Raw genomic sequence first — 18,087 nt, 5'->3', positions numbered from 1 at the left:
TGCATCAGGAGGCGGGCTCAGGATTGTCCCGTAGCGCCGCCAGCAAAGCCGCGGTTCCGGCACCACGGCAGTCCACTATTATTTTGGCGCCCAAGGCTGCGGCCATTTCGGCCACCCGAGGGCTCGGTACGAACAAGGGTAGCTCACGCAGCACGGGCCAGTCGGACCCAGCCAGGGCGTACAACGACTCCAAGCCCTGCCCACTGCTGACCACCAAGGCATTCAGCCGTTCCGAACGAAGGATTTCGATCAGCGCCCCTGGTGGGTATTCAGGCAAGCAACGCCGGTACAACTCAAGGGTGTCGACCTGGGCGCCGCGCAGGCGAAGCGTTTCGGCGATATGCTCGCGACCACCCTCGCCGCGCAGGATCAATACCTTCGGGTCCGCCTCTTCGAGCGCCTCTGCCAGGCGCGGCAGCGCCAGCAGAGCCTCGCTGTCGTCGCCACGGTCGGGCCAGCTGGCATCCACACCATTGTTTTTCAGGATGGCGCCTGTCGCCGCACCGACGCTGAACCAGGCTTGACCAGGCGGCGGCTGCTGCCCGTAGCGACCGAGCAGCTCCAGGCCCAGCCTCGCGGCTGGCTTGCTTACCACCACCACCGCGCAGTAGCGTTCCAGCTCGCGTATCGTGGCGCGCTGCTCGGCGGTCTCGTCCAATGGCTCGATCGCAAGCAGCGGCAGGCTCGCGCTGTGGATACCCGCCTCGGACAGCGCTGCAGCCAAGGCGGCGCATTCTTCAGCCGGACGCGTCAGCAGCAGACGCCAGCCGCTCACGCCTTGCCGGCCTCACCGTAAACGTCCTGCAGGATCTTGGCGGCGCCTTGTGCGAGCAGCGCTTCGGCAACGCGTACGCCGAGAGCCTGCGCTTCAGCAATGGGCGCGCGGTCTTCGGCGCGCAACAGCAAGGTGCCATCCGGCTGACCGACCAGGCCGCGCAACCACAGCTGATCGCCTTCGAGCACCGCATAACAGGCAATCGGCACTTGGCAACCGCCATTCAGATGGCGATTCAGTGCGCGCTCGGCGCTGACACGCAGCGCCGTCTGCGGATCGTTCATGCATTGCAGCAACTGGTGCAGTTCCTTATCGCCGGTCCGGCATTCGATACCGACCGCACCTTGGCCACCTGCGGGCAGGCTGTCTTCGACACCGATGCTGGAGCGGATGCGTTCACCGAAACCAAGGCGGATGAGACCGGCCGCGGCGAGGATGATGGCGTCGTACTCGCCCGCATCAAGCTTGGCCAGACGGGTGTTGACGTTGCCGCGCAGAAACTGAATCTTCAGATCGGGGCGTCGCGCCAGCAGTTGCGCCTGACGCCGCAGACTGGATGTGCCAACGACCGCTCCCGACGGCAATGCGTCGAGATCCTGGTAATGATTGGAGACGAACGCATCGCGGGGGTCTTCACGCTCGCAGATGCAGTACAAGCCGAGCCCCTCGGGAAATTCCATCGGCACGTCCTTCATGGAATGCACCGCAATATCCGCCTGGTTCTCCATCATCGCCGTTTCCAGTTCCTTGACGAACAGGCCCTTGCCACCGATCTTCGCCAGCGGCGCATCGAGCAGCTTGTCACCGCGACTGACCATCGGCACCAGGCTGACGGTCACATCGGGATGAGCGGCCTCAAGGCGCGCTTTGACATACTCGGCCTGCCACAGGGCCAAGGCACTCTTGCGGGTGGCGATGCGAATTTCGCGAGACATGGGCAATTCCAGACAAATGAACTGCCGCCGATGATAACAGCCCGGGCCAGGCTGCTGGGTTGGCGCGGATCAAGAAGGGCCGGTTCAAGGCACGCTTATGCCTGATCTTCGCCGCGATACCTCGCACGAGCGGCCCGGCGGAATAAGCCTACAAGTCAAGCTCGCCTGGGGGCTCGCGTCCTGCAACCGCTGCCCAGGTTTTTGCTACTAGCTTTCCGCTGCTTCTCAAAGGTGCTGCATTAGCTTGCGCACACCGGCGACATGTCGCCGACTGACTGTCAGCGGCTCACCTTCGAGGCCCTTGAGGAACAATTGGAAATGGCCAAGCGGCGTACGCTGCAGCCGCTCGATGCGATCCCGGTACACCAGGGCGTTGCGATGAATGCGTACGAAACGGTCACCGAACTCGTCCTCGAGCGCCTTAAGTGGTTCATCCAACAGCACCTCGCCGCCCTCGTGACGCAGGGTCACGTATTTGTGGTCGGCAATGAAATAAATCACCTTGGGCAGCGGAATCAGCTCGATGCCCTTGCGAGTCCGGGCGCTGATATGGCTGCGGGGCCCGGTGCCGGAAACCGCCGCAGGGCGGGTGAGCGCAGCGAGCTGGACCCGGTTCGGACGCTCGGCCTTTTTCAGCGCCTCGGCCAGATGCTCCGGGCGTACCGGCTTGACCAGATAGCCAACCGCGCTGACCTGGAAAGCATCCAGCGCGAACTCGTCATGGGCCGTACAGAAAATTACAGCTGGGGGGGCATCGCGCTCGCAAAGCTTGGCCGCGACCTGAAGACCATCGAGGCCTGGCATACGGATATCCAGCAACACGACATCGGGGCGCAGTTCCTCGATCAGGGACAGCGCCTCCTCGCCGTTGGCGGCGGAAGGTTCCAGGACACGATAGCCGTCAAGATCACCTACCAGTCGGGCAAGGCGCTCGCGGGCTAGAGGTTCGTCATCGACAATCAGCACATTCATATGGATCTGGCTTCCTGCTTTTATGTCGCACACGGATAGCGTAGACAGGTGTAGTAACGGGCGTTATGCCGCTTCACGCTGAGACTCGCTGCGGGACCGAAAAGTGCCGTTAGTCGTGCGTCTATATTGCGCAGGGCCTGCTGAGTACCCCGAGATGGCGGCGCTTGGGCGGCTTCGTCGAACGGATTGCTGACCTCCAAATGAAACACGCCATCGGCATAATGCGCCGCCACGCTGACCATTCCACCCTCGACCCGAGGCTGAATACCGTGAATCAGCGCGTTTTCCAGCAGCGGCTGCAATGTCAACTGAGGAATCGGCAGATCATCCGGAACGCCATCGACCTGCCACTCGACCTGCAGCCGCTCGCCCAGCCGGTATTGCTCGATCGACAGGTAGCGACGCGACAGCTCCAGTTCCTCACGCCAGGGCACCAGCGTGCCGGGGCGTGCCAGGCTGGCACGGAACAGGTCGGACAGGTCCAGCACCGCCTGCTCGGCCTTGCCCGGATCCGTCGCCACCAGACTGGCAATGCTGTTCAGGCTGTTGAACAGAAAATGCGGACGGACACGCGCTTGCAGCGACTCGATGCGTGCCTTGAGCTCGGCCTGCTCCTGTCGCCGCCACTGGCTTTGCAGGTAGAAATAGCGCAATAGCAGGCCCGACATGATCAGGCTGATCAAAGCATGTCGCAGATACAGATTGACCTCACCGACACGAGTCAGCGGCCCACCCAGCTGGTAGATATCAGCCACCGCCGTACAGGCCAGCGTCAACCCGACCACCAAGGCGCAGCAGACCAGGCCTGCGAGCCAGGGCGACAATCGCGCCAATAACGGCCTCAACTGGCAGGTCAGACCGGCCGATAGCAGCATCACCCATTGCACGAACAGCGACGTCAGCGCCAAGCGCATCCAGTTGAAGCCGGGTTGCATCGGCTCGGCCAGCACCAAGACCAGCACCAGCAGCTCGGCGAGCAGAACCAGCCCGAGTAGTGCCTCTGGCTCGCACAGTTCCGGCACGAAAAAGTCGTCGGGCTGGGGAGCTGAGCGCGACCGGCTGGGATTTTTTATTTGCATGGAATGAATGTCCGCGCGGCAAGGGCGCAAAGCAATGAGCAGACAGAGGGGCTAAGTAGCCGTCATCGCGCCTGTGAGCGTTTAGTCTATCGGTGCCTAGCAAACGGGATGTACTAAGCCTTCGCAAGTTGCGCACGGTATCGAATCGGCAACGGTTCATCAGGACGATTAAAGACGCGAATGAGCTGGCCGACACCGGAATAATGGCTTAATGATTGCATTGCGCCTACCGTCTATTGGCCGCTCGAGGCGGCAGGAGTAAGAGCCGTGCTGCTGTTTTCTTCATTGCGTAGCCGTTTGCTGCGTCCGGTATTTCTCACGTTGTGTGCAGCGGTGGTGGTGCAGGTCGTGGTCGCCCTCGCACTGACACGGGGCACGATCGGAGCGCTGGAGCAGGAAATTCGAAAAAACCTGGGCCAGGACGCCGCGCGCCTGCTCGGCGAGCTGCAATCCGCTGATGTGGAAGTACGGAGTGGTCTGTCCAGCCTGTCTGAACGCTTGAAAGACGATCTCGCCCAAGGCCTGACACAGCGCCTCACCGACGAGCAGGGGCAGCTGCAGGACGTGCTCAAACGTCATCTCAAGCAATCCGGCGATGACTTGGCTGTTCTGCTGGCTGGCGTCGCGCCCGCGGCGATTTGGGACAACGACGTTCCCGCATTGACCGAATTCGTCAGGATGGCTCACCGAAACCCGGCCGTCCTGTTCGTCGTTTACTTCGATTCCGATGGCAATCAACTCACCCGCCATCTGAATCGCAAGGATCCGAGGATCAAGGCGCTGCTCGACAAGGGCAACGGCCGATCCGCTTTCGACAAGGTTCTGTCCGCGGCCGAAAACGACCCGGCGCTGTATCTCGCCAAAGCCCCCATCAACCCCAAGGGCGCCGTCATTGGCCAGGTCGTCCTCGGTTTGTCTACATCGGCGGTTAACACCGAACTCGCCGCCTTCGACAGCCGCTTCCAGACGCTGATCGACGGCACCGCGAAGCTGGTCGAAACCGGCCTTGCCGCCACCGCCAGCGACAGCGCACAGGTACTGGCGGCGCGCCTGGCGGCGGCCGCGGAAGTGGCACAAGCGCTCGACGCGAACAGCCAAAAGGCCGTGAAACAGTCGGCGACCAGCCTGCTCTGGAAAATCAGCCTCGGCCTCGCGATAACTGGCGCGCTGCTGCTGATTGCCGTGACGCTGGTTTTGGGCCGTCGGGTCCTGCGGCGCCTGGGTTTGTTGGTGACAGCCTTGCGTGACCTGTCGGCCGGCCACGGCGACCTCACCCAACGCGTGAAGATTCACAGCACGGATGAAGTGGGCGACATGGCCGATGCCGTCAACCTGTTCCTGGCCAAGCTTCAGCCCATCGTCCAGGAAGCGCGCGCTATCGCCGTGCAGACAGGCACTGAAATCGCTGCGCTGAGCAGCCGCAGCACTGCCGCAGCGACCGCTGCCGAGCGCCAGCGCGACGAGGTGGCTGGCAGCCTTCAGGCGCTTGCGGACATGACGCACCGCGCCCAGGAAGAAAGCCTGGCCATGCAAGCTGCGCTGGAGCAAGTAATTTCAATCCGCAAAGCGGCTCTCGACAACGAGGCCATCTCGGATCAGGTCGGAAGAACCATTGCAGCACTCGGCGAAGGCGTACGCAGCAGCACCGAGGTGATCGAGAAGCTGGCCAAGCAGAGCGAACAGGTCGAAGTCGTGCTGACGGTGATCCAGGGCATCGCCGAGCAGACCAACCTGCTCGCGTTGAATGCCGCCATCGAGGCAGCTCGTGCCGGCGAAAGCGGTCGCGGCTTTGCCGTGGTAGCCGACGAAGTGCGTGCGCTGGCCAGCAAGACCCAACAATCCACTGGCGACATCCGGGCGCATATCGAAAGCCTGCAGCAAGGCGCGCGAGCTGCCGTCTCGACCATCAGCAGTACCGGCGAGCAGGCCGACAGCGGCTTGGCTTCGCTCACCACCAGCCGAGAGTTGCAGCGCACGCTCCAGCTCGCCGTGGCGCAGGTGCATGACACCGTACAGGAAGCGACAAAGGGCGCCGAACGGCAAGCCCATACCGCGTCCAGCGTCCGGGAGCGCGTGCAGGTGATTCTGACCGAGGCCGAACGATCCGCCGAGGCGGTTACCGCCACCGCCACCAGTGGTCGAGCGCTGGGCAATCTGGCTGACCGGCTCGAAGCGAGCCTGGGCCAGTTCAGGGCGTGACCATGACGGAAACTCGCGCTGGGCAGACCGTCACGTCTGAGCGCGCCCCTGGCGCGCACATTGCTTCCGGGCGGCGCGCCATTACGGACGGTGATCCCGCCCACGCATGAGGGGCCACTGAACCCTGTTATTATTCGGCCTTTCTTTTCGCCCACCCGATTTCTGCGAGCGCATTCATGAGCACCGACAAGACCAACCAGTCCTGGGGCGGCCGCTTCAGCGAGCCCGTCGACGCCTTCGTCGCCCGATTCACCGCCTCCGTCGAGTTCGACAAGCGCCTCTACCGTCACGACATCATGGGCTCCATCGCCCACGCCACCATGCTGGCCAAGGCCGGAGTGCTGAGCGATGCCGAACGTGACGAGATCATCGCCAATCTGAAGGACATCCAGGGCGAAATCGAGGCCGGCACCTTCGACTGGCGCGTCGATCTGGAAGATGTGCACATGAACATCGAAGCGCGCCTGACCGACCGTATCGGTGTGACCGGCAAAAAACTGCACACCGGACGCTCACGCAACGATCAGGTCGCTACCGACATCCGCCTCTGGCTGCGCGATGAAATCGACCTGATCCTCGGCGAAATCACGCGACTTCAAGAAGGTCTGCTGGGGCTGGCCGAAGCGCAAGCCGATACGATCATGCCCGGCTTCACGCACCTGCAGACAGCCCAGCCGGTGACCTTCGGCCATCACCTGTTGGCCTGGTTCGAGATGTTGTCGCGCGACTACGAGCGCCTGGTCGACTGCCGCAAGCGCACCAACCGCATGCCGCTGGGCTCGGCCGCGCTAGCCGGCACGACTTATCCCATTCAGCGCGAAATTACCTGCGAACTGCTGGGTTTCGAGGCCATCTCCGGTAACTCGCTGGACGGCGTCTCGGATCGCGACTTCGCCATCGAATTCTGCGCCGCCGCCTCGGTGGCGATGATGCACCTGTCGCGCTTCTCCGAAGAGCTGGTGCTCTGGACCAGCGCACAGTTCCAGTTCATCGACCTGCCCGACCGCTTCTGCACCGGCAGCTCGATCATGCCGCAGAAGAAGAACCCCGACGTACCGGAGCTGGTGCGCGGCAAGACTGGTCGTGTATTCGGCGCACTCGCAGGTCTCTTGGTGCTGATGAAGGGCCAGCCACTGGCTTACAACAAGGACAACCAGGAAGACAAAGAGCCGTTGTTCGACGCCGCCGACACCCTGCGCGACTCGTTGCGCGCCTTTGCCGACATGGTGCCGGCGATCAAGCCCAAGCGCGAAGTCATGCGCGAGGCCGCGCTGCGCGGCTTCTCCACCGCGACCGACCTGGCCGATTATCTGGTGCGCAAAGGCCTGCCTTTCCGCGACTGTCACGAGATCGTCGGTCATGCGGTGAAATACGGCGTCGAGACCGGCAAGGACCTGGCCGAGATGAGCCTCGACGAGCTGCGCCAGTTCAGCGACCAGATCGGTGACGATGTATTCGCCGTATTGACGCTGGAAGGTTCGGTGAACGCCCGTGACCATATCGGCGGCACCGCCCCGGCACAGGTCCGGGCGGCCGTCCAGCGCGGGCGCGAGTTGCTGGCGATGCGCTGAATCAGCGTGCGCGCCGCGCAGTGCCAGCGTATCTCCGTGGTCGGTTGTTCGGGCTCAGGCAAAACTACCCTGGCGCGGCAGCTGGCTAGCCGCCTGGGTTATCGCCACGTTGAACTCGATGCGCTGTTCCATCAGCCGAACTGGCAACCGTTGCCCGACGATCAGTTCATACAGATTGTTGAACAGGCGTTGCAAGGAGACGGCTGGATTGTCGAAGGTTCCTATTCTGCGGTGCGCCCGCTGGTGCGCGAACAGTCGGATATGGTGATCTGGCTGGACTTGCCCAGAGCAGCGGTGATGCGCCAGCTAATTCCAAGGACACTTCGGCGCCTGGTGCTCCGCAAAACCCAATGGAACGGAAATCGCGAACGTTGGGAAAACTTTCAAGCTCAGCGCCAGGCAATCCATCTTGGCCTGGGCCTGGACCAAGTAGGTCATCTATCGGCAACGCTACGGGGTCGAGATGGCAGCGTCGCCCCTCTCAACGTTATGTGCGGCTGGACTCGCGTCATGCCGTCGACTGTTTTCTGAAGAGCCTGCCAAACGGGCTCGCACCTCTGTCGGAGTGAGAACGCTATCGTGCCCTTGAACATCCGCCCCGCTACACATACCGACGCTGCGCTGATTCTGCGTTTCATCACTGAACTGGCAATCTACGAGCGCGCCGAGCAGGAAGTGAAAACCGATGTTGCCGGAATCGAAACCAGCCTGTTCGCCGATGACTCAAGCGCTCGTGCGCTGATCTGCGAGCGCGATGGCCAACCCATCGGTTATGCCGTCTATTTCTTCAACTACTCCACCTGGCTCGGCCGCAACGGCCTCTATCTTGAAGACCTATACGTCACGCCTGAAGCGCGCGGCATCGGCGCAGGTAAGGCACTGTTAAAACATCTCGCCCGTATCGCAGTGTCTCGCGACTGCGGTCGCTTCGAGTGGTCGGTGCTGGACTGGAACGAACCGGCAATTCAGTTCTATGAATCGCTCGGCGCAAGGCCGCAGGAGGAGTGGACCACCTACCGCCTGACGGGCGCCGCGCTGCAGGCGTTGGCGGAACAATCTTGAGGGCGGCCACAGGCTGGGAACTCATGGCTACGGACGGCGCCGAAAGCTAGACGTAATGAATGGCTCCTACCCACCATGGCTGATCTGAAAACGTTACTCCTCAATCAGGACACCCAGGGTGCCGAGGTTTTTGGCTCGGCCAAGGAGCGTCTGAATTTTTACCGTTCTGAGATCCACTTTGAATCGACGCTACTGGCCAGCCGCACCAGCGGATACCTGTCGTCGCAGTCGTTCCTGATGATCGCGTTTGCCTCATCAATGGCCAATACCAATCCTGACTGGGGCAGCCTGTTTCGACTGGTCGTTCCAAGCGTGCTGGCGATGCTCGGTCTGCTGACGTCGCTGCACGCGATACCTGGGATTCGCGCAAGCTTCGACGTAATCGAACGGTGGCACCGCAAGCAGTCCGAACTGCTGCAGACCGAGGGTAACGTCGGCCTGCTGCCCAATCATGACTCGGCGCTTTTTGGCGAAGGCAACAGCCCGGCAGGCGGGAAGCGCTACAAGCGCACCCTGTTATTCTCCCTGCGTACGCCCATCATCTTCGGCAGTGTATGGATGCTGCTCGGTGCCTTCTGCATCATCCTGTATTTCTTTGGTTGATCAGAGCCAATCGCGGAACTTGAACCAGGCATAGGGAATAATCGCCGAGATCACCATCATCCCCAGCGCCATCGGGTAACCGAGCGGCCAGCCGAGTTCGGGCATGCGCTCGAAGTTCATGCCGTAAACCGTGCCCACCAGTGTCGGAGGCAGGAACAGCACCGCAGCGATCGAGAACACCTTGATGATGCTGTTCTGCTCGATGTTGATCAGGCCGAGGGTGGCATCGAGCAGGAACGCGATATCGCCGAGCAGGCGCGCCTGATGTTCGCCCAGCGACCGCACGTCCCGTTCCAATGCTTTCAGCAGGCCCTTGGCGACGCCCTGCTTGGGCTCGCCGGCATGCAGACGGTAGAACGCGATCAATCGACTCGAGCTGAACAGGCTTTCGCCCAGCTGCGACAACAGCGAGCGGTGTTGCCCAAGCTGTTGAATGATCTGCTGGAGATCTCTGCGATGCTCCTTTCGCTCATCGAAAATGCGCCTCGACAAGGCCTGCAATTCAACCTGCACGCTTTCCAGCACATCTGCGATGCGATCGACCACTGCGTCGGCTAGAGCAAGAAAGATTTGATGACTGGTGGCGTAGTTGGACGGTTGCCGTGAACTCTTGGACTCGAACTGGCGAAACGCGCTGAGTTCGCTGTACCGCACCGTCACCAGGCGGCGCTTGGTCAGAACGAAGGTCACCTCGGCATTTTCCGGGCGCCGATCGGCGATCCCCATCACCACCGTCGTGGTCATGAAGATGGCGCCGTCCTCGTCGTAAAACCGCGACGAATCCTCGATTTCCGCCAACTCCTCACGGGTCGGGATATCCAGCCCCAGTTCCGACTCGACGAAGCGCTCTTCTTGCTGATCAGGCGACAGCAAGTCGACCCACAGTACGTTGTCGGGCAGCGTTTGCAGGTTTTCGGCAACGCGACGCACCAGCGCGCCATTTTCAAGGCAGTACAGAGTGATCATTGCTGCAGTCGTGCTCCTTGATGGTCCATAGTAGAAATAGAGACCGACCCAAGCGAAGCGTTCAGGCGTTCGCGGCTGGCGCCAGCTTGCCGGGACTCGCCGAAACGCGCTATCGAGATTTTCCTGACGAGAATTGCGACATGAACGATGCCACGTCCGACGAAGATGAAAGCTTCGCCGAAGAAACCCTGATCCAGGCGATCGAAAACCAGCTTGACGCCGGCGAGCCCGCCGCCGCGCAGGCTACGCTGAACAAACTGACTCTGGTCGGCTACGAACGCGACGAGATTCTCAAGCTGATGGCGCTCGTCCTTGCCCGCGAGATTCGACAGATGCTCGAGCAAGACCGCGCATTCGACGTCGACAGCTACGAATCGCAGCTGCGCAACCTGCCCGACCTGGCCGAATAGCTAAGAGTGCGGCACGCCTGCCCACAGCATCTACACTTCGCAAACAGGGTCCATGCCCACCACCCGAAGGAGCACTCATGTCCTATACCCCCGAACTGGTAGCCGAGCTGGAAATCCTCAGCCTGTTCAACCTCGACAACACACTCGAAGGGCTGAAAGTGCATCAGGATGCCGGTCAGGCAGCCATCGCTGCCGCCCAGCGCCTGCATACCAAAGGTCTTACGACGCAGCCCGACGGAGGCTACCTGACCAGCCTCGGCCGTGACGCGGCAGAGAATGCTCAGGTGCTGTTGACGATCCTGGCGGAGACCGCGCCAGCATAAGCGGCGCCCGGCAAAGTCCTGCTCGTCTATGTACCGCTCAGGATTTGCCGGATCAGCTCGATCAGACGGGCGGCAGGGGTGCCGTTGCGACTTTTCCCTCGAGCTTCGGCCCGTGTTATTTTCCGCCCTCTGCCTCGATCTACAGCTTGGACAACGTCGATTGCCTGAACGAACTGCCTCATGACGCGCCATCAGGAAATACGCCCTATTCTTGAAGATGGAATCGATCGCTCCGTGCTCGCGGCGCTCCGTGCTCGCTTTCTTTCGCTGAACGCTGCACGCCTGGAACGCACCAAACCGGTTATGTCGTCTCGCCAACAGGCAGTGCTGACGCTGTTGCCGCTACTGTTCCACGTCAACCATCCGATTCTTCCAGGGTATGTTTCCAACGCTACGCCTGCCGGGCTATCGGGCTACGAGCCCGATGCCGACACATTGGCGGAAGCACAGGCCTTGAGCCGCTCGTTCTCGTACAAACCGTTACGCGGCAAGCAGTCCCAACCCATTCATGGGCTATTTCTCATGGGGAGCCTGGGCACCGTTGCCCAGGACGATCAGAGCGACCTCGATGTTTGGGTTTGCCATGACCCTACTTTGTCGACGCAGCAACTCGAAGAGCTTCAGCGCAAGTGTGATCATCTGCAGGCGTGGGCCGCGACACAAGGCAGTGAGGCGCATTTCTTCCTGATCGACCCGGTGCGCTTCACCCAGGGCGATCGCGAGGCAAAACTGACCTCCGATGATTGCGGCACAACGCAGCACTACCTTCTACTCGATGAGTTCTACCGCACCGCGATCTGGCTCGGCGGCCGGACGCCGCTCTGGTGGTTGGTACCCGATTACGAAGAGCATCGTTATAGCGAGTACGCCCGAACCCTGTTGGACAAGCGTTTCGTGCGCAGTGACGAGGTGCTGGATCTTGGGAGTCTCGCCACCATTCCATCCGGCGAATACCTCGGCGCAGGGTTATGGCAGCTGTACAAGGCCATCGAGTCGCCATACAAGTCCCTGTTCAAGCTGCTACTGGTCGAGGTGTATGCCAGCGGGCATCCTCAAGCGCGCTGCCTGAGCCTTGACTTCAAACAGGCGGTATACGCCAACCGCATGGAATTGGACGAGCTTGATCCATATATCGTCGCTTATCGCAGAATCGAAAATTATCTAGCCAAGCGGGATGACCAGGAACGGTTAGCGCTGCTGCGTCGCTGCCTCTATCTGAAAGTGAACAAGCCGCTCAGCCGCCCCCCAACCGGACGCAGCAAAAGCTGGAAGCGGCGGCTGCTCGAGCGTCTGACGGCTGACTGGGGATGGGACGAACGACAGTTTGCCCAGCTCGATGCACGCGGTCAGTGGAAGGTCCGACGCGTTGTGGAGGAGCGCCGGGCGCTGGTCAACGAACTGACCTACGGTTACCGGTTCCTCAGTGAACTTGCCCGCCGGCTGCAGATCACCAGTTGTATCAACGGTCGCGACTTCGGCGTATTGGGCCGCCGCCTGCACGCGGCGATCGAACGCAAGGCCGGCAAGATCGAAGCGATAAACCTCGGTATCGCACCGGACCTGGCCGAGCACAGCCTGACCCTCGTACAAGGCTACGATGCGGCAGACGACGTATTCTGGGCGCTTTACGAGGGCAACCTGAACGCCAGGCAAGTCAGCAATTTCTCCCCGCTGAAGCGCTCCCGCGAAGTGATTCCTCTCCTGGGATGGTGCCATCGCAACGGCGTAGTCGACGCCGCGACTCACGTCGCCTTGCATCCGGGCGACAGCGGCCTGACGGAAGCGGAGCTGTTTGCCCTGCTGACCGACTTGCGACAGGCCCTTCCGATGCCGCCTCAACCCGTCGCCGACGACGCGCTACTCAGCGCAGCGGCTCCCGTCAACGTGCTGCTGTTGTTGAACGTCGGGCTCGATCCGCTCAGTCCCGCTCACCCGTTATCGTTCGATGAACTGACCGACTCGCTCGGGCATGGCATTGCTCGGGAGAACCTGGTGCTGAGCATCGACCAGCTCACACAGAACAGCTGGGGCGAACTGATCGCCACCCGCTATGAGAGTCCCGCCCCGTTGGCCGAATGTCTACGCGACTACCTACAGGCGCTACCGACCCAAGGCGAGCGGCCGAGCCTGCAGGTTCGGTGCTTCAGCCGAAACGCCGGAATGGCGCTTTCGCGGCGGGTCGAAGCAGTCTTCATGGATGCCCAGGCGGTGCTCGATGAGCCGGCGCAAACTCGTTACCTGCTGCAGGTCCGGCACCATTTCCATATGCTCGACCTGGTCACTGGCAATGTTCGCCACACTCCGCTGAGCGACATGCCCGCACTGCTGGAGCACCTCGGGGAAGCCCATCAGGAGATGCGCCCGATACGGGTGGACCGTTATGCTTTGGAAGGCACGGATCTTTCGTTGATTCTCGGTCACGCAAGGCCGCATTGCCTACAGGTGTTCTATCGCGTCCGGGACGACATGGCAGAAGTGACCGTCATGGACGAATTCAACGCGCTGTGGCGGCAACAGCAGCCTTACAGGGACGAGCAAAGCCTGTTGACGCCGCTGCTGCGCTTTCTGCAATCGGTAAGTTATCGCCGCATTACGCAACTGCCGTTCGAAGAAAGCCGTCTGGCGGCGATCGATATCCTTTTCTACCGGCTATTCACGCCCTCGACGGGGCGTCTCCCGGACATCGAGCGCAGACCTGCACCGCTCGAAGAACCCAGTGATCCGTTCTACGACATTCAGGCCATCGTCGAACCCAGTGAACGCGGCCGCTCGCAGGTCACGCTGTACTGCAATCATCAGGAGTTCTCAAGCCTGGAATACGGTGCAGAGCTATTCGCCGCGGTGGCGCATTATATCCTCGCGCAGCGTCGCGAAGGCGAACGCTATCCCTGCTATATCACCGACCTCGACCTTTCCGGGCTGCACCGCCAAGGTCGCGCCCAGACCGTGCAGCATCTGCGCTACAAGGCACACCTAGAAACGGCACTCAATCAGGCATTGCAAACGGTTTGATGGTAGGGATGATGCTGCCCACATGCGTAACGCAGCGACTCATTTCACACCGACATCACCCGCCGCTTCGGGCTGATACTCAACGGCCAGCAAGGTCAATTTAAGCACTTTGCCGCCCGGCGTCGGCCAGTCGATATGCTGACCTACGCTCAACCCCAGCAGCGCGCTGCCAACCGGCGCCAGAACCGAGACGGTACCGTCCTTTCCAGCGTCCTGTGGGAAGACCAATGTCAGATGGTAATCCTTGCCGCTGCCCTCCTCGCGACAGTGGACGCGCGAATTCATCGACACCACGCCGGCAGGCAGCTCGCTGCGCTCGACCACCTGGGCGCGCGACAACTCTTCCTCAAGCGCCTCGGCGGCCGGACCGTAGTCAGCCAGGCTATCAAGCACTCGCTCGAGCCGCTGCAGATCGGGTTGGGTGATGATGATGGGCGGTACACTGGCCATGGGTCCGAGTGAGCTCCTGTAAAAAAGTGGGTGGGTAAAAAAAGCAAAACCCCGCCCGAAGGCGGGGTTTTTTAACCTGCACTCGACCCTATCACAGCTCATTAAATAAGCAAGGGTGCCTGAGGGCTCAGGCGCGCCGATCCGGTTCAGACGGCACTTCGCCTCACAGGTCCTCGAACTCGAGCGTCTCGCCCCCTTGCTCCTGCGTGACCCGAGCCAGCAGCTCGCCGAGACGCTCGTCATTAGCGTCGCAGATCCACAGCGACAAGGCTTCGTCATAGTCGAAGTGGAAGCCGCCCGAGCGCGCAGCCACCCAGAGCTGGCGTAGCGGCGGCTGCCGGCTGAAAATCAGCTGCGTGCCGTTCTCGAAACGCACGGTGAGCACGCCACCGGAGTTTTCCAGATCGACATCCATGCCGCTGTGATCGAAGACATCCTCGATTTCTTCCTGCACGGCGTCGACAAGATCGTGAAAGCGGGCTTCGCTCAGGCTCATGAATCGTATTCCTCGGTACGGGTTGTGCGGCGGCGACACGACCGCCGACGATGCCGGCGAGCTTAGCAGGCCACCGCCGCGTCTAGCGAGCGGCTGTCCGGTCCGTCGCCCGATATGGCTGCCGGCGAGCGCGGCCACATAGGCAATCCGCTGGGTGCTGGGTATACTCCGGCCCATCGATTTTCAAGGATTGTCTCCAATGAAGCGTCTATTGCTTCCACTCATCGCTCTCGCGGTTCTCGCTTCCGCACTCAGCGGCTGCGGCCAGAAAGGCCCGCTGTATCATCCGGACGACGAGGCAGCCGCCAGCGAGCGTTCCAAAGACCGTTTCGAACTGTAAAGGAGGCATTCCATGGAGGCCTTCTCGTACCGCGACGGTCAACTGTTCGCGGAGGGCGTGGCGCTGCCCGCTCTTGCGCAACGCTTCGGCACCCCCACCTACGTCTACTCGCGCGCGCATATCGAGGCACAGTACCGCGCCTATGCCGATGCGCTGCAGGGCATGCCACATCTGGTCTGTTTTGCCGTGAAGGCGAATTCGAACATTGGCGTACTCAATGTGCTGGCCCGCCTCGGTGCCGGCTTCGACATCGTCTCGATCGGCGAGCTAGAGCGCGTTCTGACGGCCGGCGGGCAGCCGGAACGCATCGTGTTCTCCGGCGTCGGCAAGAGCCGTGACGACATGCGTCGTGCGTTGGAAGTCGGCGTGCACTGCTTCAACGTCGAGTCCACCGAGGAGCTCGAACGCCTGCAGCAGGTCGCCGCCGAGCTCGGTGTGATGGCGCCGGTGTCGCTGCGGGTCAACCCCGATGTGGACGCCGGCACCCATCCGTACATCTCCACCGGCCTCAAGGAAAACAAGTTCGGCATCGCCATTGCCAACGCCGACGCGGTTTACGGCCGTGCTCACGAGCTGGACAACATCGAAGTGATCGGCGTCGATTGCCACATCGGCTCGCAGCTCACCACGCTGCCGCCGTTTCTCGACGCGCTAGACCGCTTGCTGGCACTCATCGACCGCTTGGCCGTTCGCGGTATTCGCATTCAGCACCTGGATCTGGGTGGTGGGCTCGGAGTGCGCTATCGCGAAGAGCAACCGCCATTGGCCGGCGATTACATCCAGGCAGTGCGCAAGCGCATCGACGGACGCGATTTGGCGCTGGTATTCGAACCCGGTCGTTCGATCGTGGCCAACGCCGGACTGCTGCTGACGCGCGTGGAGTACCTCAAGCACACCGATCACAAGGACTTCGCCATCGTCGATGCGGCAATGAACGACCTGATCCGCCCGGCGCTGTATCAGGCCTGGATGGATGTCGTGCCGGTGCAGCCGCGTGAAGGCGAGGCGCGCCACTACGACATCGTTGGCCCGATCTGCGAAACCGGCGATTTTCTCGCCAAGGAACGCCCGCTGGTCCTGGCCGAAGGCGACCTGCTGGCTGTGCGTTCGGCTGGTGCCTACGGTTTTGTCATGAGTTCCAACTACAACACCCGCGGCCGAGCCGCCGAAGTGCTGGTGGATGGCGACGAAGCCTACGAAGTGCGCCGCCGCGAAAGCGTGCAGGAGCTATATGCCGGCGAAAGCCTGCTGCCTGCCTGAGGCCACGACGATGCTTTTGCGTTTTACCAAGATGCACGGCCTGGGCAACGATTTCATGGTCATTGACCTGATCAGCCAGCACGCGCATATCCAGCCGAAACACGCCAAGCAATGGGGTGATCGGCATACCGGCGTCGGCTTCGATCAGCTATTGCTGGTCGAGCCGCCGCACGATCCCGATGTGGATTTCCGCTACCGCATCTTCAACTCAGACGGTTCTGAAGTAGAGCAATGCGGCAACGGCGCGCGCTGCTTCGCACGTTTCGTGCTCGACAAGCGCCTGACCATGAAGCGGCAGATTCGCGTCGAGACCAAGGGCGGGATCATCGAACTGGACATCCGTCCCGACGGGCAGATCAGTGTCGATATGGGCCCACCACGCCTGGTCCCAGCCGAGATTCCGTTCCAGGCCGATGGCGAAGCCCTGACCTATCCGCTGAACGTCGATGGGCAGCAGTTGGAGATCGCCGCGCTGTCCATGGGCAATCCGCACGCCGTGTTACGCGTGGACGACGTCACCACCGCGCCGGTGCATGAACTGGGGCCGAAGATCGAGCATCACCCGCGCTTCCCGCAGCGAGTCAATGCCGGTTTTCTGCAGGTCATCGACCGCCAGCACGCGAGACTGCGGGTATGGGAACGTGGCGCCGGCGAAACCCAAGCCTGCGGCACTGGTGCCTGCGCCGCCGCGGTCGCTGCGATTCGCCAAGGCTGGATGGATTCTCCCGTACAACTCGATCTGCCGGGTGGCCGTCTGTCCATCGAATGGGCAGGTCCGGGGCAGCCAGTTATGATGACTGGCCCCGCCGTTCGCGTTTTCGAAGGACAAGTTCGCCTATGACCGAGCAAAACCAGGACAAGCCGCACGTGCCGGACGCAGAAGCCGTCGCGGCCTATCTGCGTGCCCACCCGGAATTCTTTGTCGATCACGATGAGCTGATACCCGAACTGCGTATCCCGCACTTGCCCGGCGGTGCTGTGTCGCTGGTCGAGCGGCAGGTCAAGTTGCTTAGAGAACGCAATATCGAGATGCGCCATCGCCTGTCGCAGCTGATGGATGTGGCTCGCGATAACGACAGGTTGTTTGACAAGACCCGTCGACTTGTCCTTGACCTGTTGGATGCCAATAGCCTGGAAGAGATCATCGGTGCGGTGGATGAAAGTCTGCGGCACGAGTTCCAGGTGCCCTACGTCAGCCTCATCCTGTTCAGCGATTCGCCGCTGCCGGTTGGCCGCAGCGTGGCCGCCGCCGAGGCGCAACAGGCCATCGGCGGCCTGCTCGGCACCGGCAAAACCGTCTGCGGCGTGCTGCGCCCACATGAGCTGGCGTTTCTGTTTGGCGAAGAGGAAAGCAGCGGTATCGGCTCGGCCGCGGTGGTCGCCCTCAACCAGCAGCAAGGCATCCTGGCGATCGGCAGCCAGGACCCGCAGCATTACAAGAGCTCGCTGGGCACACTGTTTCTTGGCTATATCGCAGAAGTGCTGACGCGAGTCCTACCGCATTACTCCACACCGCTGCGCTCGGTACGTTAGAAGTGATCGGACGCTGGAAGCCAATGTACGGGCCACGAGCGATTCGTCCAGCTTCTACGTCCAGTTTCTACACCGATGGCTGCCTCATATCGAAGTGAGCG

19 protein-coding genes are annotated in these 18,087 nt (G+C 61.7%); 12 read left to right on the top strand and 7 right to left on the bottom strand.

The features are described from left to right. Positions 1-4 precede the first annotated feature (4 nt). From CH92_RS02290 to CH92_RS02275, 4 genes are all read right to left on the bottom strand, one after another. Positions 5-775 (bottom strand): uroporphyrinogen-III synthase, encoded by a 771-nt coding sequence (locus CH92_RS02290; RefSeq protein WP_025240186.1) that lies wholly within the window; start codon positions 773-775, stop codon positions 5-7. Continuing rightward, on the bottom strand, positions 772-1,710 hold the full coding sequence (gene hemC / locus CH92_RS02285) for a hydroxymethylbilane synthase (RefSeq protein ID WP_025240185.1): 939 nt from the start codon (positions 1,708-1,710) through the stop codon (positions 772-774). Before hemC ends, CH92_RS02290 begins: the two co-directional genes overlap by 4 nt. Positions 1,711-1,935: 225 nt before the next feature. Then, the gene (locus tag CH92_RS02280; protein ID WP_025240184.1) at positions 1,936-2,682 is read right to left on the bottom strand and encodes a LytR/AlgR family response regulator transcription factor; all 747 of its coding nucleotides are present in this window, start codon (positions 2,680-2,682) and stop codon (positions 1,936-1,938) included. A gap of 20 nt (positions 2,683-2,702) precedes the next feature. After that, positions 2,703-3,761 carry a sensor histidine kinase gene (locus CH92_RS02275; protein WP_038622705.1) on the bottom strand — a complete coding sequence of 353 codons (1,059 nt, stop codon included), beginning with the start codon at positions 3,759-3,761 and terminating at the stop codon, positions 2,703-2,705. A gap of 267 nt (positions 3,762-4,028) precedes the next feature. On the opposite strand from CH92_RS02275, the gene CH92_RS02270 reads away from it, so the two are divergent. From CH92_RS02270 to CH92_RS02250, 5 genes are all read left to right on the top strand, one after another. Next, positions 4,029-5,960, top strand: a complete 1,932-nt coding sequence (locus tag CH92_RS02270; protein ID WP_025240183.1) for a methyl-accepting chemotaxis protein — start codon at positions 4,029-4,031, stop codon at positions 5,958-5,960. 176 nt (positions 5,961-6,136) lie between these two features. Then, positions 6,137-7,531 carry an argininosuccinate lyase gene (gene argH / locus CH92_RS02265; protein ID WP_025240182.1) on the top strand — a complete coding sequence of 465 codons (1,395 nt, stop codon included), beginning with the start codon at positions 6,137-6,139 and terminating at the stop codon, positions 7,529-7,531. Between the two features lie 6 nt (positions 7,532-7,537). After that, entirely contained in the window at positions 7,538-8,062 is a 525-nt protein-coding gene (locus tag CH92_RS02260) for an AAA family ATPase (protein ID WP_235206185.1), read from the top strand. A 48-nt stretch (positions 8,063-8,110) separates the two neighbouring features. Beyond that, positions 8,111-8,593: a GNAT family N-acetyltransferase gene (locus tag CH92_RS02255; RefSeq protein ID WP_025240181.1), complete on the top strand. Its 483-nt coding sequence runs from the start codon at positions 8,111-8,113 to the stop codon at positions 8,591-8,593. A gap of 75 nt (positions 8,594-8,668) precedes the next feature. Then, positions 8,669-9,196 (top strand): hypothetical protein, encoded by a 528-nt coding sequence (locus CH92_RS02250; protein WP_025240180.1) that lies wholly within the window; start codon positions 8,669-8,671, stop codon positions 9,194-9,196. On the opposite strand, the gene CH92_RS02245 is transcribed toward CH92_RS02250, so the two are convergent. Continuing rightward, positions 9,197-10,162 (bottom strand): magnesium transporter CorA family protein, encoded by a 966-nt coding sequence (locus tag CH92_RS02245; protein WP_025240179.1) that lies wholly within the window; start codon positions 10,160-10,162, stop codon positions 9,197-9,199. It abuts the gene before it with no gap. A gap of 140 nt (positions 10,163-10,302) precedes the next feature. On the opposite strand from CH92_RS02245, the gene CH92_RS02240 reads away from it, so the two are divergent. The 3 genes from CH92_RS02240 (at position 10,303) to CH92_RS02230 (ending at position 13,907) form a co-directional block, all read left to right on the top strand. Continuing rightward, the gene (locus CH92_RS02240; RefSeq protein ID WP_025240178.1) at positions 10,303-10,572 is read left to right on the top strand and encodes a hypothetical protein; all 270 of its coding nucleotides are present in this window, start codon (positions 10,303-10,305) and stop codon (positions 10,570-10,572) included. Between the two features lie 77 nt (positions 10,573-10,649). Continuing rightward, positions 10,650-10,895: a TIGR02647 family protein gene (locus CH92_RS02235; RefSeq protein WP_025240177.1), complete on the top strand. Its 246-nt coding sequence runs from the start codon at positions 10,650-10,652 to the stop codon at positions 10,893-10,895. Positions 10,896-11,075: 180 nt separating this feature from the next. Further along, positions 11,076-13,907, top strand: a complete 2,832-nt coding sequence (locus tag CH92_RS02230) for a class I adenylate cyclase (RefSeq protein ID WP_025240176.1) — start codon at positions 11,076-11,078, stop codon at positions 13,905-13,907. A gap of 39 nt (positions 13,908-13,946) precedes the next feature. Here CH92_RS02230 and rnk read toward each other — a convergent pair whose 3' ends face one another. Together rnk and cyaY are read right to left on the bottom strand one after the other, a co-directional pair. Next, a complete protein-coding gene (rnk, locus tag CH92_RS02225; protein WP_025240175.1) occupies positions 13,947-14,357 on the bottom strand; it encodes a nucleoside diphosphate kinase regulator in 411 nt (136 codons plus the stop codon). Between the two features lie 163 nt (positions 14,358-14,520). Further along, positions 14,521-14,853: an iron donor protein CyaY gene (gene cyaY, locus CH92_RS02220; RefSeq protein ID WP_025240174.1), complete on the bottom strand. Its 333-nt coding sequence runs from the start codon at positions 14,851-14,853 to the stop codon at positions 14,521-14,523. Between the two features lie 199 nt (positions 14,854-15,052). Here cyaY and lptM point away from each other — a divergent pair, with 199 nt between their 5' ends. From lptM to CH92_RS02200, 4 genes are read left to right on the top strand one after another with little or no spacing between them, the layout of a single operon-like run. Then, positions 15,053-15,193, top strand: coding sequence for an LPS translocon maturation chaperone LptM (gene lptM, locus CH92_RS02215; protein WP_025240173.1), 141 nt, complete (start codon positions 15,053-15,055; stop codon positions 15,191-15,193). A 12-nt stretch (positions 15,194-15,205) separates the two neighbouring features. Beyond that, positions 15,206-16,453, top strand: a complete 1,248-nt coding sequence (lysA, locus tag CH92_RS02210; RefSeq protein WP_025240172.1) for a diaminopimelate decarboxylase — start codon at positions 15,206-15,208, stop codon at positions 16,451-16,453. 10 nt (positions 16,454-16,463) lie between these two features. Then, positions 16,464-17,294 (top strand): diaminopimelate epimerase, encoded by an 831-nt coding sequence (gene dapF, locus CH92_RS02205; protein WP_025240171.1) that lies wholly within the window; start codon positions 16,464-16,466, stop codon positions 17,292-17,294. Beyond that, complete coding sequence (locus CH92_RS02200) at positions 17,291-17,986, top strand: DUF484 family protein (protein WP_025240170.1); 696 nt, start codon at positions 17,291-17,293, stop codon at positions 17,984-17,986. Before dapF ends, CH92_RS02200 begins: the two co-directional genes overlap by 4 nt. The last annotated feature ends 101 nt before the right edge of the window (positions 17,987-18,087 follow it).

The organism is Stutzerimonas stutzeri (assembly GCF_000590475.1).
In the GTDB taxonomy this organism is placed as follows: domain Bacteria; phylum Pseudomonadota; class Gammaproteobacteria; order Pseudomonadales; family Pseudomonadaceae; genus Stutzerimonas; species Stutzerimonas stutzeri_D.
The sequence above is the reverse complement of the archived record's forward strand: the minus strand, read 5'-3'. Positions and strand labels throughout refer to the sequence as shown.

Bases quoted from the DNA above. Each gene is read 5' to 3' on its own strand.
- hemC (WP_025240185.1), bottom strand. From the start codon at position 1,710: ATGTCTCGCGAAATTCGCATCGCCACCCGCAAGAGTGCCTTGGCCCTG.
- CH92_RS02280 (WP_025240184.1), bottom strand. From the start codon at position 2,682: ATGAATGTGCTGATTGTCGATGACGAACCTCTAGCCCGCGAGCGCCTT.
- CH92_RS02275 (WP_038622705.1), bottom strand. From the start codon at position 3,761: ATGCAAATAAAAAATCCCAGCCGGTCGCGCTCAGCTCCCCAGCCCGAC.
- argH (WP_025240182.1), top strand. From the start codon at position 6,137: ATGAGCACCGACAAGACCAACCAGTCCTGGGGCGGCCGCTTCAGCGAG.
- CH92_RS02250 (WP_025240180.1), top strand. From the start codon at position 8,669: ATGGCTGATCTGAAAACGTTACTCCTCAATCAGGACACCCAGGGTGCC.
- CH92_RS02245 (WP_025240179.1), bottom strand. From the start codon at position 10,162: ATGATCACTCTGTACTGCCTTGAAAATGGCGCGCTGGTGCGTCGCGTT.
- CH92_RS02240 (WP_025240178.1), top strand. From the start codon at position 10,303: ATGAACGATGCCACGTCCGACGAAGATGAAAGCTTCGCCGAAGAAACC.
- CH92_RS02235 (WP_025240177.1), top strand. From the start codon at position 10,650: ATGTCCTATACCCCCGAACTGGTAGCCGAGCTGGAAATCCTCAGCCTG.
- CH92_RS02230 (WP_025240176.1), top strand. From the start codon at position 11,076: ATGACGCGCCATCAGGAAATACGCCCTATTCTTGAAGATGGAATCGAT.
- rnk (WP_025240175.1), bottom strand. From the start codon at position 14,357: ATGGCCAGTGTACCGCCCATCATCATCACCCAACCCGATCTGCAGCGG.
- cyaY (WP_025240174.1), bottom strand. From the start codon at position 14,853: ATGAGCCTGAGCGAAGCCCGCTTTCACGATCTTGTCGACGCCGTGCAG.
- lptM (WP_025240173.1), top strand. From the start codon at position 15,053: ATGAAGCGTCTATTGCTTCCACTCATCGCTCTCGCGGTTCTCGCTTCC.
- lysA (WP_025240172.1), top strand. From the start codon at position 15,206: ATGGAGGCCTTCTCGTACCGCGACGGTCAACTGTTCGCGGAGGGCGTG.
- dapF (WP_025240171.1), top strand. From the start codon at position 16,464: ATGCTTTTGCGTTTTACCAAGATGCACGGCCTGGGCAACGATTTCATG.
- CH92_RS02200 (WP_025240170.1), top strand. From the start codon at position 17,291: ATGACCGAGCAAAACCAGGACAAGCCGCACGTGCCGGACGCAGAAGCC.